This is a genomic window from Pseudoxanthomonas spadix (assembly GCF_003703395.1).
Taxonomy (GTDB): Bacteria; Pseudomonadota; Gammaproteobacteria; order Xanthomonadales; family Xanthomonadaceae; genus Pseudoxanthomonas_A; species Pseudoxanthomonas_A spadix.
In genome coordinates this window covers 407,404-432,336 of the sequence record NZ_RDQN01000004.1, presented here as the reverse complement: position 1 = coordinate 432,336, position 24,933 = coordinate 407,404, and the positions used below count along the sequence as shown (strand labels likewise).

Sequence of the window (24,933 nt, the reverse complement as noted above, 5' to 3'; positions counted from 1 at the left end):
CTGCTGACTCACAGGCTGCGACCGGGCTGAAGTAGCGTGCTAATCAGGTGATCACAAGAAAGGGAGCATCAGACCTCATTAATACTTCCTCATATCAAGATCCGAGATCCACTCATGGAGCTGTAAACCAAGAAGTGTATGTAAGCACTAAGACCAAACCAAAAATGACAACCCAAAAAATTTCGGTCGCAACTAGGCCAGTCCAAAATCCAATTGAGTCTCTGTGCCGATAGCTGAGAGATGTCGGCTGCGTCCCAGAAACCACTCCTGACTTAATTACGGAAAATGGGTACAAAACTACGAATGAAAACCAAAAAAATAGATTTATTAGAAGTAATATGTTTCTTATCGAACTGGGGCCAATGCGAGAAACGATGATTGCCCCAGACACGCATATCGCAGCAACAAGGAATATGAATGCAATCTTTTTCATCAATACCTATCCAGATCGTATTTCTTGAAGTTTTAGTGGATGACTTCATAGAATAAAATTCAATCTTTTCTCATTATCGTTCCTTAAACGCCTCGGTAGTGTGCTCCTGCAACGGACTGAGCAAGTAATCAATCACCCGCCGCTTGCCGGTCTTGATCTCCACGCTCAGGCTCATGCCAGGCGTCAGCATCACTTTCACCCCGTCGATGACAAGGCTGGCGTTCTGCAACTTCACGCGTGCCGGAAATATCAGCCCCAGGTTCTCGTCCTGTGCGGCGTCATGCGACACTGTCTCAACGATGCCTTCCAAATAGCCGTAGCGGGTGTACGGGAAGCTCTCCACCTTCACCGTCGCCCGCTGGCCCGGCCTGACGAACCCGATGTCCTTGTTCAGCACCGTGGCCTCGACTTCCAGCAATTCCTCGCTGGGCACGATCGCCATCAACGCCTGCGCTGGCGTCACCACGCCGCCGACCGTGTGAATCGCCAGTTGCTGTACCGTGCCCTCCACCGGCGCCCGCAGTTGCATCAACTTGTCGCGCTGCTCGGTCTTGGCGACCTGTGGCGCGTATTGGCCGATTTGCTCGCGTGCCTGCCGCAGCCCGTCATAGGTCTTCTGCCGGGTGTCCGCGATCAGGACGCGAAGCTCTTCCCGCGCTCCGGCAATGGCCGATTGCGACTCCACCAGGGTGGCCTGTTGCGCCGCCAGCAGGCGCTCCATCTCCACCATTTCCTGCTTGCGCGCCAGATACTCGTGCTTGCTGACGTATTGGCTGCCGAGCAGCCGCTCCATGTCCGCCACGCGCTCACGGGCGATGGAGAGGCTGCGCTGCAAGGGATCGATCTGGCTGCGAACCGTCTGCGCCTGCGCCTGCTGCTGTTCGATGGTGGCCTTCAACCGCTGCTGCTGTGCCTGGAAACTGGCGAACTCGCTGCCGGTCAGTTGCCAGGCCGATTGCAGGCGGTCTTCCGCGATGCCCGGTATCGGCAGAGGCGGCGCAGGCAAGCGATCCGTACCCAGAGCCTGGGTCATCGCCGCATGGCGCAGTTCGGCCAGCCGGGCGCTGTCCAGCGCGTCGTCCGCCTGCCGGTAATCCGCGCCGGTGGCGGTGGCGTCCAGCTCGATCAGCAGGTCGCCCCGCCTGACCGTTTGTCCATCCTTGACCCGGATGCTGCGCACCACCGCTGTCTCGGCCGTCTGGATGACCTTGGTGCGGCTGCCGACCACGGTCTTGCCCGGCGCCACGGCCACGATGTCCAGCTTGCCGACGATGGCCCACAGCAAGGCCACGCAGAACAGCGCCATGATGATCCGCGCCGTCCAGCGTGCCGCCGGCGAAGTCGGGCTCTCGACCAGTTCCAGTTGCGCCGGCAGGAATGCCAACTCGTCTTCGGTCCGCTTGGGCGGATCCAACAGATCGCGGATCTTCCACGCCGCGCCGAACGCCTGCCGGTAGCGGCCCAGGAACTCCTTCGCGCCTTCCCAGACGTGCTTCATGCGATCCCCTGTTGCAGCTTGTAGAGGTGTGCGTACTGCCCGCCGGGCCGGTCGACCAATTCCTCGTGCTTGCCGGTCTCGACGATGCGCCCCTTGTCGACAACGACGATCCGGTTCGCCATGCGCACCGTGGACAGGCGGTGGGCGATGATCAGGACCGTACGGCCCTGGCAGATGGCGCGCATGTTCTGCATCACTGCATGCTCGGACTCGTAGTCCAGCGCGCTGGTGGCCTCGTCGAAGATCAGGATGCGCGGGTTGGTGACCAGCGCCCGGGCGATGGCGATGCGCTGGCGCTGCCCGCCGGACAGGCCGGCGCCGTTGTCGCCGACCTTGGTGTCGTAGCCTTCGGGCAGTTGCAGGATGAACTCGTGGGCGCCGGCCAGCTGCGCGGCCTGGATCACCCGCTCCAGCGGCATGCCGGGGTCGCCGAGCGCGATGTTCTCGCGGATGCTGCGGTTGAACAGGAAGTTCTCCTGCAGCACCACGCCCAGTTGCCGGCGCAGCCAGGCCGGGTCGGCCAAGGCCAGGTCGTGGCCGTCGACCAGGACCCGCCCGCCCTGCGGCACGTACAGCCGCTGCACCAGCTTGGTCAGGGTGCTCTTGCCCGAGCCGGAGCGGCCGACGATGCCGATGACCTCGCCCGGGGCGATATCCAGATCGATGCCGGATAGCACGTCGGCCGTGTCGGGGCGATAGCGGAACGTGAGCTGGTCGAACGTGACCCTGCCCTGGATCGGCGGCAGCGCCATGCGGCTGCCGGGCACTTCCGTGCGCGTATTGAGGATGTCGCCCAGCCGCTCGACCGAGATCCCGACCTGCTGGAAGTCCTGCCACACCTGGGCCAGGCGCACGATCGGCGCGGCCACCTGCCCGGACAGCATGTTGAACGCAATCAACTGGCCAACCGAGAGCTTGCCGTCGATGACCAGCCTGGCGCCGAAGAACAGGATGCCGACGCCGACCAGCTTCTGCACCAGTTGCACGCTTTGCTGGCCGATGTTGGCCAGCCGGGTAACGCGGAAGCTGGCGCCGACATAGCCGGCCAGCTGGTTGTCCCAGGTGCGGGCCATGCGTGGATCGACCGCGGTGGCCTTGACCGTGCCGATGCCGCTGACGGTCTCGACCAGGAAGGATTGGTTTTCCGCGCCGCGCGCGAACTTCTCGTCCAGCCGCTTGCGCAGGATCGGGGTGATGCCCGCCGAGATCAGCGCATAGACCGGCAGCGACAGCACCACGATCAGGGTCAGCCAGCCGCTGTAGTAGAACATCACCGCCAGGAACACCCCGGTGAACAGCAGGTCCAGCACCGAGGTCAGCGCCTGCCCGGTCAGGAACGTGCGGATGTTCTCCAGTTCGCGGACGCGGGCAATGGTCTCGCCGACCCGGCGCGATTCGAAGTAGGCCAGCGGCAGGTTGAGGATGTGGCGGAACAGCCGCGCGCCCAGTTCCACGTCGATCTTGCTGGTGGTGTGGGCGAAGACGTAGGTGCGCAGGCCGTTGAGGGCCACGTCGAACAACGCGATGGCGACCAGGCCGACCGCGATGACCTCCAGCGTGGTCATGCCGTGGTGGACCAGCACCTTGTCCATCACCACCTGGAAGAACAGCGGCGTGACCAGCGCGAACAGCTGGATGAACAGTGAGACGACGAAGACTTCCAGCAGGATGCGACGGTACTTCACCACCGCTGGAAGGAACCAGCGGAAATCGAACCTGGCGAGTTCCCCCAGCACCGATGCGCGCGACGCTGCCAGCAACAGGCGCCCCTCGTAGCGCTCTTCGAATTCGGCACGCGACAGCACCTGCGGCCGGCGCAGGCGAAGGTCCTGGATCAACACCTTCTGCTCGCCCAGCTTGGCGACAATGAAGTGCTCGCCATCGCGCCGCCACGCCAACGCGGGCAACGCGACCTTGTCCAGGCGATCGGCGGCGATGGCCAAAAACCCGGCTTTCAGGCCGAGTTGCCTGGCGGCCAGAAGCAACACGCTCTCGTCGAACGGTTCGCCCGCCCGGCCGTGCTGATGCGCCAGTTGCCCGGCGTCGGCGGCGATGCCATGGAATTGCGCCAACAGCACCAATCCGGCCAGACCGAGGTCTTCGGGCAAGGCAGCGGTTGCCCGATCCGGCAACGGTTCGACAACGGCAAGACTTGGCCTTCCTTCTGCCATGCAGGATTCCCCTGATCCTTGAAGCGCTATCCCAACGCTCTCCGGCTCTCCATCCGCTACCAGAGCCGACTGAACCGCCGCCGGATCAGAGCATGCCCACCGGACGGGTGTCAATCACCGATATAAATGGCAATCTTGCAGAATTATGACGCGCAGGAATAAACACCCCTGGCATCCAAATCCCGTTTCATCGCCCATCTTCCATGGACCTGACCGGGCGAAGGTCCGAACAACCGCCATTATCTCCGCGAGGACGGGGATCGAGCGACTTCAATCTGTTGAGATAACAGGCGCTGGATAACCAGCTATGCGGCTGGCGCTCGACGCTCATCAGTCAAGACAGAGCGTCTTTTTTTGCGGTGCAGGAGATTATCCTAAAGTGCCGAAAAACGGTTTTTATAATCATGTGCAGGACGAATGAAGTACATTGACGCGATGCAGACCATTGGCCTGATCGGCGGCATGAGCTGGGAATCCACCCTGCTCTACTACCGGATCATCAACCAGACCGTCCGCGACACGCTCGGCGGGCTGCATTCGGCCAGGCTGCTGCTGCACAGCGTGGATTTCCACGAGATCGAAACGCTGCAGCACGCCGGCCACTGGGATGCCGCCGGTGAGGCCATGGCCGCGGCGGCGCGTTCGCTGCAGGCAGGTGGCGCCGATTTCATCGTGTTGTGCACCAACACCATGCACAAGGTCGCAGACGCGATCACCGAGGCCACGCCGCTGCCGCTGCTGCACATCGCCGATGGCACCGCCGATGCGCTCGCGGCTGCCGGCATCACCCGCGTCGGCCTGCTCGGCACGCGCTTCACGATGGAGCAGGAGTTCTATCGCCAGCGGCTGGAGGCGCGCGGCTTCGAAGTCATCACCCCGAACGCCGACGAGCGCGGGCAGGTGCACCGGATCATCTACGACGAACTGTGCAAGGGCGTGATCGGCGAGGATTCGCGCACGACCTACCGCCAGATCATGGCCGCACTGGCCGAAGCCGGCGCCGAAGGCATCATCCTGGGCTGCACCGAGATCTCGCTGCTGGTGGACCATCGCGATGCGACCGTGCCCCTGCTGGACACCACCGCGCTGCACGCGCGCGCAGCGGCGTTGCGGGCGCTTGGCGGCTGAGCGCCTTCAACACATGCTGGCGCACCGTTTGTCCACGGTGCAGCCGGACAAAGCAAAGGGCTGGGCTGCCAAGCCCAACCCTTTATTTGTACTGGTGCCGAAGGTGGGACTCGAACCCACACGCTTTTAAGGGCGGCGGATTTTGAGTCCGCTGCGTCTACCGTTCCGCCACTTCGGCGCGGCCGGGCAGTATAGCGAGATGCAGGCCGTCGGGGTATGGGACTGCCGACCCCGGTGACGGCAGCGCCCACCGGGTCTGGCACGGCGCCCGGCAGCCGTGCTGGCTCCCCGGCATCCTTGAAAGCGCCTGCGCCGCGCCGCGCCGGCGCGCGCAATGGTCACCTGCGCATGTCGCGGCATGGCCGACTCGGCACCGGCGTGCCAGGCGCCACGGCCTCGGGCGGCGGCGTGGTGAACTTTTTCGGATCAGTTCACCCCGCTGGTCGGGCTCGCGCGTTTGCAGCCTGGGTCCAACACGGGAGTTGCCGCCATGTCGCACCTGTCTCGCCCCTGCCTGACCCTGCTCACCGTCGCCATGCTGGCGGCCTGTTCTTCCGCGCCATCGCCGCAGGCGCTTGCCCCTGCCCCGCCGGAAGCCGCGCGCGCGGACCGCCTGCAAGTGCAGGCCGGAAAAACCGCCAACGAGGCGGCACATCCGAGCGCAACCACCGAACGCCGCATGCGGACCTATACGCCATCCGCCGCGCCCGCGCCCGCGCCGCCCCCACCACCGGCGCCACCGGCAGCCATCGCCGCCTACCCCGCACCTGCCGCGATCGCGCCACCGCCACCGCCGCCGTCGGTCAACACCGAGCGCTATGCCCGGCATGAGGACAACCCGGTCCGGCGCACCGCCGAGCAGCCGCTGTCCACCTTCTCCATCGATGTCGATACCGGCAGCTACGCCAACATGCGGCGCATGGTCAGCCACGGCCAGCGCCCGCCGGCCGATGCGGTGCGCGCGGAGGAGTTCATCAACTACTTCGACTACCACCATCGCGCGCCGGCCACGCGCGACACGCCGTTCCGGGTCACCACCGAACTGGCGCCGGCGCCGTGGAACAACCAGCGCCAGCTGCTGATGATCGGCATCAAGGGCTATGAACTGCCCAGGCGCGATCTGCCGCCGTCCAATCTGGTGTTCCTGCTGGACACCTCCGGTTCGATGGGCGCGCAGGACAAGCTGCCGCTGCTCAAGCGCGCGTTGGCCATGCTGGTGCCGCAGCTGCGCGCGCAGGACCGGGTGTCGATCGTGGTCTACGCCGGCTCGGCCGGACTGGTGCTGCCGCCGACTGCCGGTGACCAGCACGACAAGATCCTGGCCGCGCTGGATCAATTGGAGGCCGGTGGCAGCACCAATGGCGGCGCCGGCATCGGCCTGGCCTACGCGGTGGCGCGGCAGGGCTTCATCAAGGACGGCAGCAACCGGGTGATCCTGGCCACCGATGGCGATTTCAACGTTGGCACGGTCAGCCAGGACGCGCTGGAAACCCTGGTTGGCGATGGGCGCGCCGCCGGCATCGCGCTGACCACGCTGGGCTTGGGCCAGGGCAACTATAACGACGCGCTGGCCGAGCGCCTGGCGGATGTGGGCGATGGCAACCACGCCTACATCGACTCGGACCAGGAAGCGCGCAAGGTGCTGGTCCAGCAGATGCAGGGCACGCTGCTGACCATCGCGCGCGATGTGAAGATCCAGGTGGAATTCAACCCCGCCGCGGTCGCCGAGTACCGCCTGATCGGCTACGAGAACCGCGCCCTGCGCCGCGAGGATTTCGCCAACGACAAGGTCGATGCCGGCGACATCGGCGCCGGCCACGAGGTCACCGCCCTGTACGAACTGACCCCGACCGGCTCGCAGGCCGCGCGCCTGCAGGCCCTGCGCTACGGGCCCAAGTCCATCGCCGGTGGCGATGCGCGCGAAGTGGCCCAGCTGCGCCTGCGCTACAAGCGGCCCGGCCAGCAGACCAGCGCCCTGATCGAGACCCCGATCCTGGCCGACGCGCTCAGGCGCCAGCCCAGCGAAAGTGCGCGCTTTGCCAGTGCGGTGGCCGGCTACGCCGACCTGCTGCGCGGTGGCAGCCGCTTCGATGGCTGGCGCTGGGAGCAGGTGCTGGCCACCGCGCGCGGGGCGCGGGGCGAGGATCGCGACGGCCGGCGTGCCGAGTTCGTCGGCCTGATCGAACAGGCCCGCGGCCTGATCGAGCCGGCGCACGGTGCCGTGGCGCTGGCCCCGCCACGCTGACCAACGCCCTGTGAAACGCGGCGCAGGCCGATCCGCAGACGGGGCGGCCCGCAGCGAGGTCGTTTCCCCACCGGGGCGCCCGGGCCGGGTGCGCCCCCGGACAGAGGCTTCAGAGCACCTTTTCGCCCAGCACCGGTCCGGGCCGCCCCAGCAGGTAGCCCTGCGCGTAATCGCAGCCCAGCCCACGCAGGGCCTGCAGCTGCTCGGAGGTTTCCACCCCTTCGGCCACGGTCTGGATGCCCAGGGTGCCGGCCAGGGCCAGGATCGCGCGCACCAGGCCCACGCTCTCGGGCCGGTACTCGCTGGAGATGCCGGAAATGAAACTGCGGTCGATCTTCAGCGCCGAGATCGGGAAGCGATGCAGGTAGGACAGCGCCGAGAACCCGGTGCCGAAATCGTCCAGCTGGGCCAGCGCGCCGTGTTCGCGCAGCAGCTGCAGCATGTGCAGGGTGCGCGGCGCATCATCCAGCAGCGCCGTCTCGGTGATCTCCACGCGCAACTGGGCCGGGTTGGCGCCGGCGCGCTCGAACAACGCCAGCATGCGCTCGGCGAAGTCGGGCGAACGCAAGTGCCGCGGCGACACGTTCACCGAAACGTAGCCGTCCACGCCGTGGGCGATGCGCTCGGCGACCTGCTCGTACAGCAGCCAGTCGACCTGCTCGATCAGGCCGCTGTCCTCGCCCAGGGCGATGAACTGCGCCGGCAGCAGCAGGCCGCGGTGCTCGTGGTGCCAGCGCAGCAGTGCCTCGTGGCCGATCACCTGGCCATCGCTCAGGCGCACGATCGGCTGGTAGTGCGGGCTGAAGTCGCGGCCCTTGATCGCCCGGCGCAGGTCGGCCTCCAGGTCCAGGCTCTTCATCGCCGCTTCGCGCATGGCCTCATCGAACACCGCACTGCGGTCGCGCCCCTGCGCCTTGGCCCGGTACATCGCCGCGTCGGCGTCGCGCAGCATTTCCTCGCCGCCGGTGTAGCGCGGATGCCAGGTGGCGATGCCGATGCTGGCGGCGGGGAACAGCTCGCGCCCGGCCACCCAGATCGGCCGGTTCAAGGCTTCCAACAGGCGCGCGGCGAACTCGGTCACTTCCAGCGCATCGGTGTGGTAATGGATGACCATCGCGAACTCGTCCCCGCCCAGGCGCGCGACCAGATCGCCATCGCGCACCTGCGAGGTGATGCGGCGCGCCACTTCGATCAGCAGCTCGTCGCCGGCGGCGTGGCCGATCGAATCGTTGACCAGCTTGAACCGGTCCAGGTCCATGAACAGCACCGCGAAATGGCCGCCCTGCCCGGCGCCGGCGCGGGCGATCGCCTCGGCCAGGCTGTCCAGCAGCAGGGCGCGGTTGGGCAGCCCGGTCAGCGCATCGTGGGTGGCCTGGTAGGTCAGGCGCTGCTCGGCGCGCAGGCGCTCGCCGATCTGCGCCATCAGCTTGGCGTTGGCCTCGGCCAGCTCGAAGGTCCGCTCCTCGACCCGCCGCTCCAGCTCCAGGTGCGCGGCGCGCAGCGATTCGCGCGCGCGCTGGCGCGAGAGGCCGTTGCCGATGTGATGGGCGACGAAGGTCAAAAGGTTCTGGTCGTGCGCGGTGTAGCGCACCTGCGGCGAATAACTCTGCACCACCACGCAGCCGCGCGTTTCGTGCCCCTGCAGCAGCGGCACGCCCAGCCAACTGTGCGCCGCAGGCCCGTGCTGGACCGCCTTGCCGCTGCGGGTAAGCGTGGCGATCACCGCCGGGTCGGCCAGCAGTGGCGCGCCGGTTTCGATCACGTATTCGGTCAGGCCGCGGCTGACCTGGCGCGACTGGCGCACCGGGTCGCGTTCGTCGATCGAGTAGGGGAAATGCAGGGCCTGGCCGTCCTCGTCAAGCAGCGCGATGTAGAAGTTGCGGGCCACGATCAGCTCGTCCACCACCGCGTGCACCGCGGCATAGAACTGCTCCAGGGTGGGCGAGGTATTGGCCAGGTCGGTGATGCGGAACAGCGCGCCCTGCAGTTTTTCGGCGCGCTTGCGCTCGATGACCTCGGCCTGCAGCTCGCGGTTGGCCCGCTGCAGCTCGTGGGTGCGTTCCTGGATGCGGTCTTCCAGCTCGTCGTGGGCTTGGCGCCGGTCCACGGCGGTGAGGATGTGCTGGGCCACGTAAACCAGCAGCGCGCGGTCCTCGTCGGTGTAGCTGGCCGGGGTGTCATAGCTCTGCACCACGATCGCGCCGCAGACCCGGCCCTCGCGCAGCATCGGCACGCCCAGCCAGTCCAGGCTGTCCGGGCCGTGGCTGACATCGGGCGCCACCGCCAGGCGCTGGCGCACCACCGGGGACGGCCCACGCAGCGGCTGGCCATGCCGCAGCAGGCCCATGGTCATGCTGTTGTGCATTTCCTCTTCGCTGAACTCGCGATCCGGCTCGGCCACGTACGGATCGATCAGGTCGGCGAAATAGAGAAACCGGAGCGTGCGCCGGACATCGTCGTAGAGCACGATGTAGCAGTTCTCCGCATACATGAGGGTGCCGATCACCGCATGGATCCGCCGCAGCATCTCCTGCATTTCAAGGCCGGCGCTGGCCACGTCGGCGATCTCGTACAGCGCCTGCTGCAGGCGCTTGGATTTTTCCAGCGTGACCACCCGGGCCTGGGCGCGTTCGGATTCCAGGGTCGCACCGATCAACGCGCGGGCGGCATTCTCCCAGGCCAGCAGCTGCGCTGGCGGGACCGCCGCCGGCAGGCTGGCAGCGACCGACATGCGCGCGTTGCCTTCAGGATTGGACCAGGCCCGCACCACGGTCAGCGGGTCCTGGACCTGCGCAGGCTGGCGGTCCCACAGCGCCTGCTCGGCCTGGCCACGCAGCTCCGGACAGGCCTCGGCGGTGACCGCACCGCCGGCGCCGATGGCCCAGTCGCGCCAGCACGCCACCACCTGCGCGCCCTCTGGCAGCAGCGCGCACAGCACCTGCGCCACGGCGTCGCTGGCCATGGCATCGGTCTGCACCTTGGCAGGGACAGGCTGGCCGAGCATTCGTGTTTCCCCTGTAAGCGCGGTCGCACGTGGCGCCCGCAGACGTTGATGGACACCAGCCCTGGACGGTCCGGCCGCGACCTCAACCCCGGACCGAACAGGCGCACGTTTGCACTTCCATGTCTCCAGCCACTTCCTGTCTGGCAGTATACGCAAGCGGCTACCACGGAAATCCGTCGCGGACAAGCTGCCGACGATGGCCAACCAATCCTGCTGCATGCGTCCGGCACCACGGGCCTGGCGTGGTGAACGAGGCGAGTGCCGCCGCCGATGAGGTCCTGATGCTGGCCTACGCCGCCGGCGATGTGCGCGCCTTCGAGCAGCTCTATGCGCGCCATCGCGGGCCGTTGTACCGGTTCCTCATGCGCCAGCTGCGCAATGCGGCGCTGGCCGACGAGGTGTTCCAGGATGTGTGGCAGCGGGTGATCGCCGCGCGCGCCAGCTGGCAGCCGGAGGCGGCGTTCTCCACCTGGTTGTTCCGGATCGCGCACAACCGCCTCAACGATCATTGGCGGGCCCAGCGCCATCGCCCGGCCGCGCCGGAGGACGCCGATCAACGCGTCGCCGGCCTGGCCGATCCCGACACCCCCGAGCGGCAGCTGGCCCAGTTCGAACAGCGCCGCGACCTGCAGCGCGCCCTGGATGCGCTGCCGGACGACCAACGCGAGGTCCTTGTTTTGCGCCTGGAACAGGAACTGACTCTGGAGGAGATCGGCCAGATCACCGGCGTCGGCCGCGAGACGGTGAAGTCGCGCCTGCGCTACGCCATGGACAAGCTGCGCGCGGGGATCGGCGCATGAGCACGCCACGCGAGCCGCTGAGTGCGCAAGAGCGCGCCCTGGCGCAGCGCCTGGCCCGCGCCGCCGGTGCACATGAGCCTGGCCCGGCGCTGGATGCCCGGATCCTGGCCGCAGCCCGAGCGGCGGTGGACGAAGCGGCGCAGGCCGCGGCGCCCGCATCCGAAGTGCCGGTGCCCAGGGCCACGCCCTCGCCGCGGTTGCCGCCGTCGCAGGCCCGGCGCCGCGATCGCAGGCGCTGGACGGTCGGCTTTGGCGTGGCCGCTTCGCTGCTGCTGGCGGTGACCGTGGCCTGGCAGCTGCGCCCGCAGCACACGCGCCGGCTCGTCCACGAATCGGCGCAGGCACCCGCCTCACCGCAGGCGGTGACCGAAGTGCCAGTCCCGGCCGCGGCCGATCGCGCCGAACCGGTGGGCACGGCCAGTGCCCCGGCACCCGGACCGGTGCGGGAGGATCCAGCGGCCAGCGCACCGCGCGCGGCACCGGCCCCGTCGGCCAAGCCCGAGCAGATCGGACTTCCGCCGCCGTCCACACCCAAGGCGCTGTCGCCAGAGCCGGCGCAAAGGCGCGAGCGGTACCCGGCCGGACCGCAAGCCGTTGCGCCAGCCGTGCCCGCCGCACAGCAGGATGCCGTCGCGCCCGCGGCACAGGCCGAGCCGCCACGCGCGGCCAGTCTTGCCCCCCCGCCGGCAGCACCGCCGGCGCCGGTGGTCGAAGCCGGCGCGGCGCCCCCGCCGCCGGCTCCATCCGATCCCATGCCCGCCCTTGAGGGCCCAGTGGACCGCCCCGATGCCCAGCGCGTCATGGCCGAAACCCGGGAGACGGCCCGCGCCGACCACCTCCAGGACGACCCCGGCGCCGGCAACCGCGAATCCGCCCCGGCCCTGGCCACCGGTGGCGACAACCCCGCCGCGCTGCAATCGGCCATCGCCCAGGACCAACGCCTGCCCACCGACGCCTGGCTGCAGCGCATCCGTACCCACCGCCTTGAAGGCAACGGCGCCCTGGCCCGCGCCAGCCTGCAGGCATTCCGGCAGGCGCATCCGGACGCGCCGATCCCCGAAGACCTGCGTGCGCTGCTGCCATGACCGACACGCTGACCGGCTTGCTGCGGCAGGAAACGCTGATCAAGCACAGCCGTTTCATCGTCCAGGCCGGCCCGGTCGCATCGGCCGAAGCAGCCACGGCGTTCGTTTCGGCTGCCAGCCAGGTCGGCGCCACCCACAATTGCTGGGCCTGGCGGGTCGGTGATGCGCTGCGCTCCAGCGACGATGGCGAACCCGGCGGCAGCGCCGGCCGGCCGATCCTGGCGGCCATCGACGGCGCCGGCTTGGACCGGGTCGCGGTGGTGGTCACGCGCTGGTACGGCGGGGTCAAGCTGGGCGTGGGCGGCCTGGTGCGCGCCTACGGCGGCTGCACTGCAAGCGCCCTGCGCGACGCCCCGCGCCTGCCGCTGCGGGCCATGGCCGAACTGGACATCGCCTGCGGCTTTGACGACCTGGGCCGGGTCCATGCCGCGCTGGCCGCCGTCGCCGCCGAAAAAGCCAGCGAAACCTTCGAGGCGACCGGCGTGCGCCTGCGCGTGCGCCTGCCGGCCGATCAGGCCTGCGCCTTGAAAAACCAGCTGCGCGACGCCACCCGGGATCGGGTGCGTTGCGCCGCTGCACCCGGGCCTGCCCAGGCCTGGAGCGGGCCGACCCTGTAGGCTTCCCGACTGGAACCCCCGGTCGCCGCTCGCAGCCGATGCCACGCGCCTTTCCTTATCGCCGGAACCCCCCATGACGCCCCCGCAGGCTTCCACCCTTCCCGCCGCTGGCGTCACCGAGACCACCCCACGCACCAGAGCCAAGCTGGGCAGCCTGCGGGCGCTGTGGCCGTTCGTGCGCCGGCACATGGGCCTGTTCGTGTCGTGGCTGGTCGCACTGGCGGTGGCCTCGGCGGCGACCTTGAGCCTGCCGCACGCGTTCAAGCAGATGATCGACCACGGCTTCTCCAACGCCAGTGGCGCCGATATCGACAAGGCCTTCCTCGGCGTCTTCGCGGTGGTGGTGGTGCTGGCGCTGGCCAGTGCGGCCCGGTTCTTTTTCGTCTCGCTGCTGGGCGAGCGCGTGGTGGCCGACCTGCGTCGCCAGCTCTACGCCCACCTGCTGGACCTGGATGCGCAATTCCACGACCGCAACCGCAGCGGCGAGCTGCTTTCGCGGCTGTCGGCCGACAGCGAACTGCTGCGCAGCGTGGTCGGCAGCGCGATGTCGGTGGCGGTGCGCAGCTCGGTCACCGCGATCGGCTCGGTGGTGATGATGTTCGTGGCCAGTCCACGGATGGCCGCCTTCGCGCTGATTGGCATCCCGGTGGCGGTGATCCCGATCATCCTGGGCGCGCGCAGGCTGGGCAAGATGTCCCGCGCCAGCCAGGACCGGGTCGCCGATGCCAACGCGCTGGCTGGCGAGAGTCTGGGCGCGGTGCGCACGGTACAGGCGCAAGCGCGCGAACCCTACGAGCGCAGCCGCTTCGAATCGGCCGTGGCCATTTCGGTGGACACCGCGCGCCGGCGCATCCGCGCCCAGTCGCTGGTCACCGCCAGTGCCATCACGCTGGTGTTCGGGGCGATCGTGCTGGTGCTGTGGTCGGGCGCACACGATGTCATCGCCGGACAGATGAGCGCCGGCACGCTGGCCCAGTTCGTGCTGTATGCGCTGATCGGCGGTGGCTCGATCGGGTCGCTGGCCGAGGTGTGGAACGAGCTGCAGCGCGCGGCCGGCGGCATGGGCCGGATCGGCGAACTGCTCGACGAGACCCCGCAGGTGCGCGCACCGGCCAAGCCGCTGCCCTTGCCGCTGCCGGTGCGTGGCCAGATCCGCTTCGACCATGTGACCTTCCGGTATCCGAGCCGCCCGGACCTGCCGGCGCTGGAGGATTTCACCCTGTCGATCGAACCGGGCGAAACCGTCGCGCTGGTCGGCCCCTCCGGTGCCGGCAAGAGCACCGTGCTGTCGCTGTTGTTGCGCTTCTACGACGTGCAGGCCGGGGCGATCCGCATCGACGGACTGGACCTGCGCCAGCTGGACCTGGCGGCGCTGCGCGAGCAGATCGCGCTGGTCCCGCAGGCGCCGACGATCTTCGCTGCCAGCGCGGCCGAGAACATCCGCTACGGCAAGCTCGAGGCGACCGAGCAGCAGCTGCACCAGGCTGCGATCGCCGCCGAAGCCGACGGCTTCCTGCGCGAACTGCCGGAAGGCTACGACAGCCAGCTGGGCGAGCGCGGCGCGCGCCTGTCCGGGGGCCAGCAGCAGCGCATCGCCATTGCCAGGGCCTTGCTCAAGGACGCGCCGATCCTGCTGCTGGACGAGGCCACCAGCGCGCTGGACGCGCAGAGCGAGCGCGCCGTGCAGAGCGCGCTGGAACGGCTGATGACCGGGCGCACCACCCTGGCCATCGCCCACCGCCTGGCCACCGTGCTCAGGGCCGACCGGATCGTGGTCATGGATCGCGGCCGGATCGTCGCCCAGGGCACGCACGAGGCGCTGATGGCCCAGGGCGGCCTGTATGCGGAGCTGGCCCGGCTGCAGTTCATCGACTGATCGGTCACGCCGCTTTACGTCGGCCGCTCGCAGTCTGGCAGCAGCCACGTCATACGAATTGACCATGAGCAACGCATCCGAATCCCGCATTCCCAAGGACATCGCCAAGGTCGAGCTGACCGAGGAATGGCAGCTGACCTACTGGACCCGGCAGCTGGGCGTCAGTGAGCAGGACCTGCGCGCGGCGGTGCAGCAAGTCGGCGACTCCAGCGAGCAGGTCAGGCGTCATCTCGAATCGCGGCGGCAGTAACGGCTGCGCCGGCGGACGCAACGATGGCGTGGCCTCGCGCCCTCCACTTGGCGTGTGTGGCGATGATGGGCCTGCTTGCGGCCTGCGCGTCTGCACCGACCAGCCCAGCGGCCGTCCTGCCCGCCCATGCAGATGCCGAGACAGTCTTCATCCTGGTGCCGCATGCGGAAACCGCCGAGGACGACCCGGACGATCCGGCGCTTTCACCCACAGGCCGGGCGCGCGCCCAAGCGCTGGCACGGCAGCTTCGGGATGTGCCGCTGGAGGCGGTCTACGCCGATGAATTCCGCCGCACCCAGCAGACCGTGATGCCGACCCTGCAGGCGCGCGGTGACCTGAAGCTCTCGCGCTATTTTTCGCGCGGCCCGCTGGACCAGACCGCACGCCAGTGGCGCCAGCAACACCGCGGCCAGGTGCTGGTGGCCGGTGAGCCTGAAGCCATCGCCCCGCTGGCCAATGCGCTGTGCAATTGCACGGTCAGGCCGCTGCAGGCCGGCGAAACCGACCGCCTGATCCGCATCACGGCCGTGGCCGGCAGCCCGGTGCGGGTGGAGGACCGGCGCTACGGCGCACCGCCATGAGCCGGTCCGCATTCGGCGACTGGGACGGCAGCATCGAGGGCGCGCGCCGCCTGCAGACCCAGCTGGCTACCCAGCTGCGGCTGGTCGATGAAGCGCCGGCGGCACCGCGCACCATCGCCGGCTTGGATGTCGGTTTCGAGGACCAAGGTGCAACCACCCGCGCCGCCGCGGTGCTGCTGGACGGCACCACGCTGCAGCTGCTGGACAGCGTGGTCGAGCGCGTGCCGACCTCGATGCCGTACGTGCCCGGGCTGCTGAGCTTCCGCGAACTGCCGGCCCTGCTGGCTGCCCTGCAGCGGCTGGCGCAGGTGCCCGAGCTGGTGCTGGTCGATGGTCAGGGCATCGCCCATCCGCGCCGGCTGGGCATCGCCGCGCATTTCGGCCTGGCCACCGGACTGCCGACCATCGGCGTGGCCAAGAAGGTCCTGTGCGGGCGCTTCGAGCCGCCAGGCCCGCAGCCCGGCGCGCACACGCCGCTGGTCCACAACGGCGAGCAGATCGCCTGGATGCTGCGCAGCAAGGCACGCTGCAATCCATTGGTGGTATCCCCGGGCCATCGGGTCTCGATGGACGGCGCGCGCGAACGGGTCATGGCGCTGTTGCGCGGCTACCGCCTGCCCGAACCCACGCGCCTGGCCGACCGCCTGGCCTCGCGCCGCGGCGTCATGCCGGCGCCAGCCGGCCAGCGCTAGGAAAAGGCAGGTGGACAATCGGCGCTTGGCCGGGCTGGCGTGCCGCAGCCGGCCGTTGCGGCAGGATCGGCGCGATCCGACGTTCATCCCATTGCCGGAACATTGAACCAGCGCACAGTCTCAAGGACCGCCCGTCGCGGATTTGTCACGCTGCCCAGGATTGGCTTATGGTGCGGCGCGGGGCAACTGTGCGCCGTGTACCGGCCATCGCTGCCGCCCGAACTCACGCGTCGGCCGGACGGATGCGCAAACGCCTGCAGGGAAACGGGGAAGCAGGCTGTCCCGGACGTTGCGTCCACGATCCATCCCGCCTCGCCTGCCGGCGCGCGGCACACCTGGGGACTGTTCGATGAAGGCACGCCTTGTTTCCGCTACTGGCCTGTTGCTGTTGCTGGCCGCGCCGATGTGCCTGGCCCAGTCCGCCATGACCTGTCCGACCCTGCCGGTGGGAACTGCCCTGCACTGGGAACGCAGTGGCAGCGGCAGCCTGCTGATCTGCAAGGCCCTCGATGCCCAGGGTGCGCAGGCCTTCGGCGTGATGCTGACCAGCAAGGCGCCGGACAAGCCCAGCGGCGCGCGCGAGGAAAAGGGCGTGATCGACGGCCACCAGGCGCGTTGGTACCACGCGCAGATCGCCAACCGACCCGACGCGCAGACCCGCCTGGCGGTGATCGAACTGGACAATGACCGCTACGCCCAGATCTGGATCGATGCCCCCAACCAGGCCGCACTGGAAACCAGCATGGCCACGGTGCGCAACCTGCAGTTCGACCCGAACCGCCCGGTCGCCGACACCCACCGCGTCGACTGACCCCCCGCCGCGTCCAGGCGCAGCAACGAACAAGGCCGCTCGTTCGCGCGGCCTTGTTCGTTCAAGGACATGCTGTGCCGCGGCTCAGAAGCGCCCTTCCCGGAAATCGGCCACCGCCTGCATCAGCTCCTGCCTGGTGTTCATCACGAACGGCCCATGCCGCGCCACTGGCTCGCGCAGCGGACGGCCCGCCACCAGGATCAGGCGCGCGCCCTGCGGGCCGGCACGCAGCGGCAGCCGCTCCCCGCCACCGAGCACCGCCAGGGTATGGCTCTCCAGCGCGCCGGTGGCATCGTCCTCGCCCACCGTGACCGCGCCTTCGTAGGCGTAGGCAAAGGCGTTGTGGCCTTGGGGCAAGGCGTATTCCCAGCCGGCGCCGGCTTCCAGCGCGATGTCCAGGTACAGCGGATCGGTGGCCGGCTGCACGATCGGGCCGACCACCTCGCCCACCGCCCCGGCGATCACCTTGACCATGACCCCGGGCGCCGGCGTGGTCGCCGGGATCTGGTCGGGTGCGAACTCCTGGTACCTGGGGCTGGTCATCTTCTCGCGCGCCGGCAGGTTCACCCACAGCTGGAAGCCGCGCAACCGGCCCGATTCCTGCTCGGGCATTTCCGAATGCACCAGGCCGCGACCGGCCGTCATCCACTGCACGCTGCCGGGCGTGAGCAAACCCTGGTTGCCGTGGTTGTCGCGGTGGCGCATGCGTCCGTCCAGCATGTAGGTCACCGTCTCGAACCCGCGATGCGGATGTTCGGGGAAGCCGGCCAGATAGTCCTGCGGCCGGTCGGTGCCGAACTGGTCCAGCAGCAGGAACGGATCCAGCTCCGGCAGCTGCTCGGTGCCGATCACGCGGGTGAGCTTGACCCCCGCGCCATCGGAGGTCGGCTGGCCGCGCACGGTGCGCAGGATGCGGGCGGAACTGCGTTGGGCGTTCATGCAAGGGCTCCGTTGACTGCCCACAACATGGCACCGGCAGGTCCGCGGGCAAAGCGCAACGCCCTGCAACCCTGCGTTCCAGCAAGGCCCGTGTCACCGCCCGCGCCGGCGATCGAGCTCGGCGAGGCCGGCACGACCGGCAGGGACGGCGCAACAGCCGACTTCCACGCCAGCCTGGCCGATGGGCCGTGATGGAAGGGGCTGCCGAACATGCGCAGGCCAGTGCCCAGCGCCTTCGACGCGATCAGGCCGTGCGCGGCCTTGGCCCGCTACAAAAAACCCCGCCGAAGCGGGGTTCAAGAAATCCCTGTTGGTTGCTTCTTCAGGTGACCGGGGTGATGTTGGACGCCTGTGCGCCCTTCGGTCCCTGTGTCACCTCGTAGCTCACGCGCTGGCCTTCCTGCAGGGTGCGGAAGCCTTTTGCGTTGATCGCGGTGTGATGTGCAAAGACATCGGCGCTGCCATCTTCCGGCGCGATGAATCCGAAGCCTTTCGCATCGTTGAACCACTTGACGGTACCGTACGGCATAGCTGCTTGTTTCCCCAGATTGGATCGATGGTGGTGGCACGGCTGGGCAGCCGTACCAACCCGAGTATGCAAAGCCGCGGCCGGCTTGACAATCACCCGCGCGCCAGTTCGCCCACCAGCTCGGCCATGCCGGCCGAAGCGGCCTGGACGTTGGCCAGCACTTCGGCCATGGTGATCTCCTCGCCGCCGCCGCAGCCGGCGGCCCAGTTGGCCACGATCGCCAGGCAGGCGTAGTCCAGGCCGAGCTCACGCGCCAGGCCCGCTTCGGGCATGCCGGTCATGCCGACCAGGTCGCAGCCATCGCGGCGCAGGCGCGCGATTTCGGCCCGGGTTTCCAGGCGCGGGCCCTGGGTGACGCCGTAGCAGCCGCCGTCGACCACCTTGACGCCGGTGACCCGCGCGGCGGCCAGGATCTTGTGCCGGAGCATCGGGGCGTAGGGTTCGCCGAAATCCACGTGCAGCACCTGGCCACCTTCCTCGCACAGGGTGGAAATGCGGCCCCAGGTGTAGTCGATCAGCTGGTCCGGGCAGGCCAGCGCGCGCGGGCCGAAGCGCTCGGTGATGCCGCCAACGGTGTTGAGCGCCAGCACGCGGGTGGCGCCGAGCGACTTGAGTGCGGCCAGGTTGGCGCGGTAGTTGATCCTGTGCGGCGGCAGCGCGTGGTCTTCGCCATGCCGGGCCAGGAACGCCACGCGCCTGCCCAGCACGGTGCCCACACGGACCGGCCCGGACGGCACGCCGTAGGGCGTGTCGAGGTGGCGGGTTTCCACGTCATCGAGCGTGGCCAGGCTGTAGACGCCGGTGCCGCCGATGATGGCCAGGGCAATGTGCTGACTCATTTGCCCTCCTTCACCGCGTAGATCGCCGGCAGGTTGCGCAGGTGCTCGTGCACGTCCATGCCAAATCCGAACACGTAGCGATCCGGCACTTCGACACCGACATAGTCGGCGCCGACCTCGACCACCGCGCGGCCGTGGCGCTTGCGCGTCAGCACCGCGATGCGCACGTCGGTGGCGCCCTGTTCCAGGCACCACTGGCACACCGCCAAAAGGGTCAGGCCTTCGTCCAGGATGTCATCGACCAGCAGCACCCGGCGCCCGTACAGGGCGGTGGCCGGGCGGTGCTTCCAGACCAGTTCGCCGCCATCGGTCTGGCCGCGGTAGCGGGTGGCATGCAGGTAGTCGTACTGCAGGTCCAGCCCGCGCAGGCCCAGCTCCAGCGACAGCTGGCCGGCGAACGGCAGGCCGCCGTGCATGATGGTCAGGAACACCGGCACCTCGCCGGCGTAGTCACAGGCGATGGCATCGGCCATCCTGACGATGGCCGCGTCGATGGTGGGGCGGTCCACCAGCAGGTCGGCGTTGGCCAGGGCCTGGCGGATGGTGGGGGCGGTATCGGGCATCAGGCGGTTCCCTTGGAAGATGGCAGGCGCGCGAGCGCGGTGTCGTAACGCGTATCGGCCAGCAGGCCTTCCCACGCGCGCGGGCCGCGGCCGATCAGTCCGATCAGCGCGGCGGTATTGAGGCGGCGGCCCTGCACGGCGCGCAGGGCGTCTTCGACCACCTCCGGCTGGCAGGCCAGGACCACGTCGCAGCCGGCATCCAGGTGCCGGGTGACGCGCTGGGCGACGCCGCCAGCCGCATGCGCGGCGGCCATGGAGATGTCGTCGGAAAACACCACCCCGCGAAAGCCCATGTCCTGGCGCAGCAGATGGATCCACCGCGGCGAGCATCCGGCAGGTTCCGGCGCCACGGCCGGATACACCACGTGGGCCATCATCACCGCATCGGCGCCGGCCTGAATGCCCGCGGCAAACGGCACCAGGTCCTCGGCCTGCAGCACCGCCAGCGGGCGCGGATCGATGGCGCTGTCCAAATGGGTATCCTCGGCCACCGTGCCATGCCCGGGAAAATGCTTGAGCGTGGCGGCCATGTCGGCTTCGTGCATGCCGCGCACGTAGGCGCGGGTAAAGGCGGCCACCACCTGCGGATCGGCGTGGAAGGCGCGAGAGCCGATGGCCTTGTTGCCGCGACCCAGGTCCACCACCGGCGCAAAGCTCAGGTCCACGCCACTGGCGCGCACCTGGCTGGCCATCAGCCAGGCATGCTCGCGCGCCAGCTCCAGCGCGCCGGCCGGATCGGTGGCGTACAGGTCGCCGAACACCTGCAGCGGCGGCAGGGTGGCGTAGCCGTCGCCGAAGCGCTGCACGCGCCCGCCCTCCTGGTCCACGCAGATCAGCAGTGGGCGTGGGACGGCGGCGCGGATCGCGGCCGACAGCTCGCTCACCTGCTGGCGCGAGATGAAGTTGCGCGCAAACAGCACCACCCCGGCCACGGCGTCGTGCTGCAGCCAGTGGTGCTCGTGGGCGGCCAGTTCGGTGCCGGCGATGCCGATTGCAAGCATGGGCAGGTGGTCCTTATTCGACGTCGGCCGCGTTGCGCTCGTCTTCGCTCCATTGCGAATACGGCCGCCCGGCCAGGGCGAGATTGTAATAGCGCAGGCGATCGGTGACCTGCCGGCCCAGCCAGGGCGGACGTTCGAAGGCCTCGTCGGCGTGGCCCAGTTCGATCTCGGCCACCACCAGGCCAGCGTTGTCGCCGGTGAACTCGTCGATTTCCCACAGGTGGGCACCGACCTGCACCAGGTGGCGGGTCTTTTCGACCAGGCCGCCCACGCACAGCTCGAGCAGGGCCCGGGCATCGGCCACCGGGATCGGATATTCGAACTCCTGGCGGGTGTGGCCGGCCTGGCGCGACTTGAAGTTCAGCGTGGCGCTCTGCCCTTCGACGCGCACCCGCACCGAGGCCTTCTGCGCGCCGCCTTCCACCACGGCCAGGTCGTTGAGATAGCCCTGGGCCATCGGGATGGCCCGATGCACCGCGGCGCGCCAGCCATCGTTGGCCAGCAGGAACTTGCGCTCGATTTCGATCCCCATGGGCGGTCTCGGGTTGGTGGGTGGAGCGGTGGAAGGCTGCCTGCCTCAGCGCTGGAACAGGGCGATCGACTCCACGTGCGCGGTGTGCGGGAACATGTCCATCACCCCGGCACTGACCAGCCTGAAGCCGCATTCGTTGACCAGGTAGCCGGCATCGCGCGCCAGCGAGCCGGGATGGCAGCTGACGTAGACGATGCGCTCGAACTGCTTCAGCGGCAGCTGCCTGAGCACCTCGATCGCGCCCGAGCGCGGCGGGTCCAGCAACAGCTTGTCCAGGCCCTGTTTCATCCACGGTGCATTGCGCTGGTCCAAGGTCAGGTCGGCGGCGTAAAACTGCGCATTGGCCAGGCCGTTGCGCTGGGCGTTGTCCCTGGCACGGGCGACCAGGCCGGCCTCGCCTTCCACGCCGACCACCTCGCCCACCAGGCGCGCCAGCGGCAGGGTGAAGTTGCCCAGCCCGCAGAACAGGTCCAGCACCCGCTCGCCCGGCTGCGGGTCGAGCAGGCTCAAGGCGTGGGCGATCATCTTCTCGTTGAGCCTGGCGTTGACCTGGATGAAGTCCAGCGGCCGGAACGCCAGTTCCACATCCCACCGCGCCAATCGGAACGACAGCGGCACCTGCGCCGGCCACAGCGGATGCACGGTATGGTTGCCGCCGGGCTGCAGGAAGATGGCGAAGTTCTCGGCCTGGGCGAAGGCGGTGAGCCGGTCCAGGTCCGCCGGCGTCAGTGGATTGAGGTGGCGCACGACCAGGGCGATGGCCTCATCGCCGGCGATGAACTCGATCTGCGGGATATCCGCGCGCCCGTCCAGGCTGTCGACCAGGGCGCCGAGCGCTTGGATCCTGAAACCGATCTGCGGGATCAGCGTATGGCACTGGCGCAGGTCGGCCACAAAGCGCGGATCCTGCTCGCGGAAACCGATCAGGGTCCTGTCCTTCTTCTCCACCCGGCGGACCGAGAACCGGCCCTTGCGGCGGTAGCCCCAGCTGCCCTCTGTCAGCGCCGGCAGCACCGACTCGGGCTTGACGTGGCCGATCCGCTCCAGGTTTTCCAACAGCGTGTGCTGCTTGGCGGCGATCTGCCGGGTCGGGTCCAGGTGCTGCAGCACGCAGCCGCCGCAGGTGCCGAAATGCGGGCAGCGTGGGTCGACGCGGTCGGGCGATGCCTCGAGCACCTTCAGGGTGCGGGCCTGGTCGAACTGGCGGCTGCGCGCGGTCTGTTCGACCAGGACGCGCTCGCCCGGCAGCGCGCCGGAGACGAACACCGCCTTGCCCGATTGGCCCTGCACGGCCGAAGGGCGGCGGCCCACGCCACGGCCGTCGTGGCTGAGGTCGTGGATGGACAGTTCAAAGGGGGTCTTGTCGATGCGCGGGGAACGGGCCACGTGACGCTCTGGCGGCATGCAGGGAATCGGGTATTGTCGCAGATGCATCTGGCGCACGAGGGACCGCGCAGGACGCACGCCAGTGCAGGCACGTCAATTCAGGAAGGAGCACGGCCATGACGCCACGGATCCTGCTGGTCGAAGACGACCCCACCACCCACGAATTCATGCGCCTGGCGCTGGAGGCGCTGCCTGCCACCGTGCTGGGCGCGCGCTCGCAGGCCCAGGCCCTGGCGGTGGCACAGACCTTGGACCTGTGCCTGGTCGATGCCAACCTGCCCGACGGCCGTGGCGAGGAGCTGCTCGGGCGTCTGCGCGCCCGCCAACCGCAGCTGCCGGCACTGGCCCACACCGCCGACCATTCCCCGGCGTTGCACGCGGCGCTGTGCGCCTCGGGCTTTGCCGCGGTGATCGTCAAGCCGGTGAGCGCCGCGGCCCTGGGCCAGGCCGTGCGCAGCGTGCTGGGACTGGACGCGCCGTTGCCGCAGGCGGCGGTGCGCGCCTGCAGCAACGACCTGCCGGTCTGGGACGACGCCCGCGCGCTGGTCGCCCTCGGCGGCAATCCGGCCCACCTGCAGAGCCTGCGCGGGCTGTTCCTGCAGGAGCTGGATGGCCAGGCCGCGGCCATCAACGCGGCCCTGGCCGCTGGCGACTGGGCCGGCGCGCACCAGCAGCTGCACCGACTGCGCGCCAGCAGCGGCCTGGTCGGCGCCGCCCGCCTGCAGGCCGCCGCGCAGACCCTGGACACCAGCCTGCCCGATCTGTCCGGCCAGGCTGAGTTCCACGCCGCCTGGCAGCGGACCCGTTCGTAGAAGCGGCCTTTATCCCCTCTTCGGGGGCACGGCCGCGAGTGGCTTCACCGGGAAAGCCCCATCGCGCCCCAAGGTGCTCCTACGAAAAGCGGGGCATCACCGGAGATCAAGGGGGTGGGCCGGGGCGCGGCGGACGCGGCAGGGTGGCCAGCATTTCCCAGGATTTGAGCCCGCGCGGGCCCAGGTGGTGGGCCAGCAGCAGGCGCATGGCCCGACGCAGGTCGGCCAGGTCCGACGGTGCGGGCAAGGTGTCGTGGGCCAGCGCCAGCAGCGCCTGCCCGGTCGGGGCACACTGGCGCTCGCCGGCGCGTTCGCTCAGCAGTCGGCGCGCGCCGTGTTCGGGATCCAGGCGATAGCGTGCGGCCGGGTCGAGCGGCTCACCATCGCCGTCGGTGTCCAGGCCGACGCCGAAACCCAGCGCATCGAGCAGGTCGCGCTCGAACCGGCGCAACGTCCAGGCCAGCGCCGCGCCATGGGCCAGGCGCGCGCGGACCTTGGCGTAGGCCACATACAGATCGGGCAGCGGGTCCTGGCGCGGGACCAGCCGCAGCATCAGTTCGTTGACGTAGAAGGCGGCCAGCATCGCCTCGCCCTGCAGGCGCGGCGCCGCATCCAGTGCTTCGGCCGACACCAGCCGGCCCAGTTCGCCCCGCAGCTGCACAACGAGCCGGATGTGCTGCAGCGGCTGCAGCGCCGCGCGCAGCACATGCCGCTTGGACCCCTGCACGCCACGCGCGATCAGACCCATGCGGCCGTGGCGATCGCTCAGCACTTCCACCAGCAGGCTGGTCTCGCGCCAGGGCCGGGTGTGCAGGACGAAGGCGGTGAGGTCGTCAGGTTGCATCGGGGGCTCGGGAGAGAGGAACCGGACTCGGGACTGGTGAAGCCGGGACCCGGGACTGGTGAAGCCGGGACCCGGGACCCGGGACTTGGGACTTGGGACTCGGGACTTGGGACTTGGGACTTGGGACTTGGGACTTGGGACCCGGGACTCGGGAAGAATCTCGCACCTTCTTCAAGTCCTTGCCTTCTTCAAGTCCTTCTGTGTGGCGGTAGCAAAAGCCAAGGCCACGAGAGAACCCTGGCGCCGTTGCTTTCCCCGGGTCCCGGGTCCCGGGTCCCGGGTCCCGGGTCCCGGCTT

At 68.9% G+C, this 24,933-nt stretch carries 22 protein-coding genes and 1 tRNA gene; 11 read left to right on the top strand and 12 right to left on the bottom strand.

Translation table 11 applies throughout. The features are described 5' to 3' along the window. Positions 1-506: 506 nt before the first annotated feature. Both D9R12_RS09375 and D9R12_RS09370 read right to left on the bottom strand, forming a co-directional pair. A complete protein-coding gene (locus tag D9R12_RS09375) occupies positions 507-1,931 on the bottom strand; it encodes an HlyD family type I secretion periplasmic adaptor subunit (RefSeq protein ID WP_014161095.1) in 1,425 nt (474 codons plus the stop codon). Further along, on the bottom strand, positions 1,928-4,102 hold the full coding sequence (locus tag D9R12_RS09370; RefSeq protein ID WP_122229914.1) for a type I secretion system permease/ATPase: 2,175 nt from the start codon (positions 4,100-4,102) through the stop codon (positions 1,928-1,930). The genes D9R12_RS09375 and D9R12_RS09370 overlap by 4 nt, the downstream gene beginning before the upstream one ends. Positions 4,103-4,537: 435 nt before the next feature. Here D9R12_RS09370 and D9R12_RS09365 point away from each other — a divergent pair, with 435 nt between their 5' ends. After that, complete coding sequence (locus D9R12_RS09365; RefSeq protein WP_122230000.1) at positions 4,538-5,230, top strand: aspartate/glutamate racemase family protein; 693 nt, start codon at positions 4,538-4,540, stop codon at positions 5,228-5,230. A gap of 92 nt (positions 5,231-5,322) precedes the next feature. On the opposite strand, the gene D9R12_RS09360 is transcribed toward D9R12_RS09365, so the two are convergent. Then, positions 5,323-5,408 (bottom strand) — tRNA-Leu (locus D9R12_RS09360). Between the two features lie 312 nt (positions 5,409-5,720). Between D9R12_RS09360 and D9R12_RS09355 the strand changes: the two genes are divergently transcribed. Beyond that, positions 5,721-7,475 (top strand): vWA domain-containing protein, encoded by a 1,755-nt coding sequence (locus D9R12_RS09355; RefSeq protein WP_122229912.1) that lies wholly within the window; start codon positions 5,721-5,723, stop codon positions 7,473-7,475. A gap of 109 nt (positions 7,476-7,584) precedes the next feature. On the opposite strand, the gene D9R12_RS09350 is transcribed toward D9R12_RS09355, so the two are convergent. Further along, entirely contained in the window at positions 7,585-10,479 is a 2,895-nt protein-coding gene (locus tag D9R12_RS09350; protein ID WP_122229910.1) for an EAL domain-containing protein, read from the bottom strand. A gap of 245 nt (positions 10,480-10,724) precedes the next feature. Here D9R12_RS09350 and D9R12_RS09345 point away from each other — a divergent pair, with 245 nt between their 5' ends. The 8 genes from D9R12_RS09345 to D9R12_RS09310 all read left to right on the top strand — a co-directional run bounded on the left by D9R12_RS09345 (position 10,725) and on the right by D9R12_RS09310 (position 17,191). After that, entirely contained in the window at positions 10,725-11,279 is a 555-nt protein-coding gene (locus tag D9R12_RS09345; RefSeq protein WP_122229998.1) for an RNA polymerase sigma factor, read from the top strand. Then, the gene (locus tag D9R12_RS09340; protein ID WP_122229908.1) at positions 11,276-12,364 is read left to right on the top strand and encodes a hypothetical protein; all 1,089 of its coding nucleotides are present in this window, start codon (positions 11,276-11,278) and stop codon (positions 12,362-12,364) included. The genes D9R12_RS09345 and D9R12_RS09340 overlap by 4 nt, the downstream gene beginning before the upstream one ends. Next, complete coding sequence (locus D9R12_RS09335) at positions 12,361-12,981, top strand: IMPACT family protein (RefSeq protein ID WP_122229906.1); 621 nt, start codon at positions 12,361-12,363, stop codon at positions 12,979-12,981. Before D9R12_RS09340 ends, D9R12_RS09335 begins: the two co-directional genes overlap by 4 nt. Before the next feature lie 73 nt (positions 12,982-13,054). Then, positions 13,055-14,857, top strand: a complete 1,803-nt coding sequence (locus tag D9R12_RS09330; RefSeq protein WP_244671942.1) for an ABC transporter transmembrane domain-containing protein — start codon at positions 13,055-13,057, stop codon at positions 14,855-14,857. 64 nt (positions 14,858-14,921) lie between these two features. Beyond that, complete coding sequence (locus D9R12_RS09325) at positions 14,922-15,107, top strand: DUF3606 domain-containing protein (RefSeq protein WP_170159207.1); 186 nt, start codon at positions 14,922-14,924, stop codon at positions 15,105-15,107. Between the two features lie 65 nt (positions 15,108-15,172). Beyond that, the gene (locus tag D9R12_RS09320; RefSeq protein ID WP_122229994.1) at positions 15,173-15,688 is read left to right on the top strand and encodes a histidine phosphatase family protein; all 516 of its coding nucleotides are present in this window, start codon (positions 15,173-15,175) and stop codon (positions 15,686-15,688) included. Beyond that, on the top strand, positions 15,685-16,380 hold the full coding sequence (gene nfi, locus D9R12_RS09315; RefSeq protein WP_122229903.1) for a deoxyribonuclease V: 696 nt from the start codon (positions 15,685-15,687) through the stop codon (positions 16,378-16,380). The genes D9R12_RS09320 and nfi overlap by 4 nt, the downstream gene beginning before the upstream one ends. A gap of 349 nt (positions 16,381-16,729) precedes the next feature. Then, entirely contained in the window at positions 16,730-17,191 is a 462-nt protein-coding gene (locus D9R12_RS09310) for a hypothetical protein (RefSeq protein ID WP_147475070.1), read from the top strand. A gap of 84 nt (positions 17,192-17,275) precedes the next feature. On the opposite strand, the gene D9R12_RS09305 is transcribed toward D9R12_RS09310, so the two are convergent. The 7 genes from D9R12_RS09305 to rlmD all read right to left on the bottom strand — a co-directional run bounded on the left by D9R12_RS09305 (position 17,276) and on the right by rlmD (position 22,998). Continuing rightward, positions 17,276-18,130: a pirin family protein gene (locus tag D9R12_RS09305; RefSeq protein WP_122229899.1), complete on the bottom strand. Its 855-nt coding sequence runs from the start codon at positions 18,128-18,130 to the stop codon at positions 17,276-17,278. A gap of 322 nt (positions 18,131-18,452) precedes the next feature. Further along, positions 18,453-18,659 (bottom strand): cold-shock protein, encoded by a 207-nt coding sequence (locus tag D9R12_RS09300; protein WP_014161120.1) that lies wholly within the window; start codon positions 18,657-18,659, stop codon positions 18,453-18,455. Between the two features lie 92 nt (positions 18,660-18,751). Then, positions 18,752-19,498, bottom strand: coding sequence for an S-methyl-5'-thioinosine phosphorylase (locus D9R12_RS09295; RefSeq protein WP_014161121.1), 747 nt, complete (start codon positions 19,496-19,498; stop codon positions 18,752-18,754). Then, a complete protein-coding gene (locus D9R12_RS09290) occupies positions 19,495-20,061 on the bottom strand; it encodes a hypoxanthine-guanine phosphoribosyltransferase (RefSeq protein ID WP_122229898.1) in 567 nt (188 codons plus the stop codon). The genes D9R12_RS09295 and D9R12_RS09290 overlap by 4 nt, the downstream gene beginning before the upstream one ends. Further along, a complete protein-coding gene (gene nagZ, locus D9R12_RS09285) occupies positions 20,061-21,062 on the bottom strand; it encodes a beta-N-acetylhexosaminidase (RefSeq protein ID WP_122229897.1) in 1,002 nt (333 codons plus the stop codon). Before nagZ ends, D9R12_RS09290 begins: the two co-directional genes overlap by 1 nt. A gap of 13 nt (positions 21,063-21,075) precedes the next feature. Beyond that, complete coding sequence (locus D9R12_RS09280; RefSeq protein ID WP_122229896.1) at positions 21,076-21,594, bottom strand: CYTH domain-containing protein; 519 nt, start codon at positions 21,592-21,594, stop codon at positions 21,076-21,078. 45 nt (positions 21,595-21,639) lie between these two features. Continuing rightward, the gene (gene rlmD / locus D9R12_RS09275; protein ID WP_244671941.1) at positions 21,640-22,998 is read right to left on the bottom strand and encodes a 23S rRNA (uracil(1939)-C(5))-methyltransferase RlmD; all 1,359 of its coding nucleotides are present in this window, start codon (positions 22,996-22,998) and stop codon (positions 21,640-21,642) included. Positions 22,999-23,096: 98 nt separating this feature from the next. On the opposite strand from rlmD, the gene D9R12_RS09270 reads away from it, so the two are divergent. After that, complete coding sequence (locus D9R12_RS09270; protein WP_122229894.1) at positions 23,097-23,792, top strand: response regulator; 696 nt, start codon at positions 23,097-23,099, stop codon at positions 23,790-23,792. A gap of 106 nt (positions 23,793-23,898) precedes the next feature. Here the strand turns inward: D9R12_RS09270 and recO are convergent, their stop codons facing one another. Then, positions 23,899-24,636, bottom strand: coding sequence for a DNA repair protein RecO (recO, locus tag D9R12_RS09265; RefSeq protein ID WP_122229893.1), 738 nt, complete (start codon positions 24,634-24,636; stop codon positions 23,899-23,901). Positions 24,637-24,933 lie beyond the last annotated feature (297 nt).

What these genes read in the sequence shown, in the direction of transcription:
- D9R12_RS09375 (WP_014161095.1), bottom strand. Translation starts at nt 1,931, where the DNA reads ATGAAGCACGTCTGGGAAGGCGCGAAGGAGTTCCTGGGCCGCTACCGG.
- D9R12_RS09370 (WP_122229914.1), bottom strand. Translation starts at nt 4,102, where the DNA reads ATGGCAGAAGGAAGGCCAAGTCTTGCCGTTGTCGAACCGTTGCCGGAT.
- D9R12_RS09365 (WP_122230000.1), top strand. Translation starts at nt 4,538, where the DNA reads ATGCAGACCATTGGCCTGATCGGCGGCATGAGCTGGGAATCCACCCTG.
- D9R12_RS09355 (WP_122229912.1), top strand. Translation starts at nt 5,721, where the DNA reads ATGTCGCACCTGTCTCGCCCCTGCCTGACCCTGCTCACCGTCGCCATG.
- D9R12_RS09350 (WP_122229910.1), bottom strand. Translation starts at nt 10,479, where the DNA reads ATGCTCGGCCAGCCTGTCCCTGCCAAGGTGCAGACCGATGCCATGGCC.
- D9R12_RS09340 (WP_122229908.1), top strand. Translation starts at nt 11,276, where the DNA reads ATGAGCACGCCACGCGAGCCGCTGAGTGCGCAAGAGCGCGCCCTGGCG.
- D9R12_RS09335 (WP_122229906.1), top strand. Translation starts at nt 12,361, where the DNA reads ATGACCGACACGCTGACCGGCTTGCTGCGGCAGGAAACGCTGATCAAG.
- D9R12_RS09330 (WP_244671942.1), top strand. Translation starts at nt 13,055, where the DNA reads ATGACGCCCCCGCAGGCTTCCACCCTTCCCGCCGCTGGCGTCACCGAG.
- D9R12_RS09325 (WP_170159207.1), top strand. Translation starts at nt 14,922, where the DNA reads ATGAGCAACGCATCCGAATCCCGCATTCCCAAGGACATCGCCAAGGTC.
- D9R12_RS09320 (WP_122229994.1), top strand. Translation starts at nt 15,173, where the DNA reads ATGGGCCTGCTTGCGGCCTGCGCGTCTGCACCGACCAGCCCAGCGGCC.
- nfi (WP_122229903.1), top strand. Translation starts at nt 15,685, where the DNA reads ATGAGCCGGTCCGCATTCGGCGACTGGGACGGCAGCATCGAGGGCGCG.
- D9R12_RS09310 (WP_147475070.1), top strand. Translation starts at nt 16,730, where the DNA reads ATGAAGGCACGCCTTGTTTCCGCTACTGGCCTGTTGCTGTTGCTGGCC.
- D9R12_RS09305 (WP_122229899.1), bottom strand. Translation starts at nt 18,130, where the DNA reads ATGAACGCCCAACGCAGTTCCGCCCGCATCCTGCGCACCGTGCGCGGC.
- D9R12_RS09300 (WP_014161120.1), bottom strand. Translation starts at nt 18,659, where the DNA reads ATGCCGTACGGTACCGTCAAGTGGTTCAACGATGCGAAAGGCTTCGGA.
- D9R12_RS09295 (WP_014161121.1), bottom strand. Translation starts at nt 19,498, where the DNA reads ATGAGTCAGCACATTGCCCTGGCCATCATCGGCGGCACCGGCGTCTAC.
- D9R12_RS09290 (WP_122229898.1), bottom strand. Translation starts at nt 20,061, where the DNA reads ATGCCCGATACCGCCCCCACCATCCGCCAGGCCCTGGCCAACGCCGAC.
- nagZ (WP_122229897.1), bottom strand. Translation starts at nt 21,062, where the DNA reads ATGCTTGCAATCGGCATCGCCGGCACCGAACTGGCCGCCCACGAGCAC.
- D9R12_RS09280 (WP_122229896.1), bottom strand. Translation starts at nt 21,594, where the DNA reads ATGGGGATCGAAATCGAGCGCAAGTTCCTGCTGGCCAACGATGGCTGG.
- rlmD (WP_244671941.1), bottom strand. Translation starts at nt 22,998, where the DNA reads ATGCCGCCAGAGCGTCACGTGGCCCGTTCCCCGCGCATCGACAAGACC.
- D9R12_RS09270 (WP_122229894.1), top strand. Translation starts at nt 23,097, where the DNA reads ATGACGCCACGGATCCTGCTGGTCGAAGACGACCCCACCACCCACGAA.
- recO (WP_122229893.1), bottom strand. Translation starts at nt 24,636, where the DNA reads ATGCAACCTGACGACCTCACCGCCTTCGTCCTGCACACCCGGCCCTGG.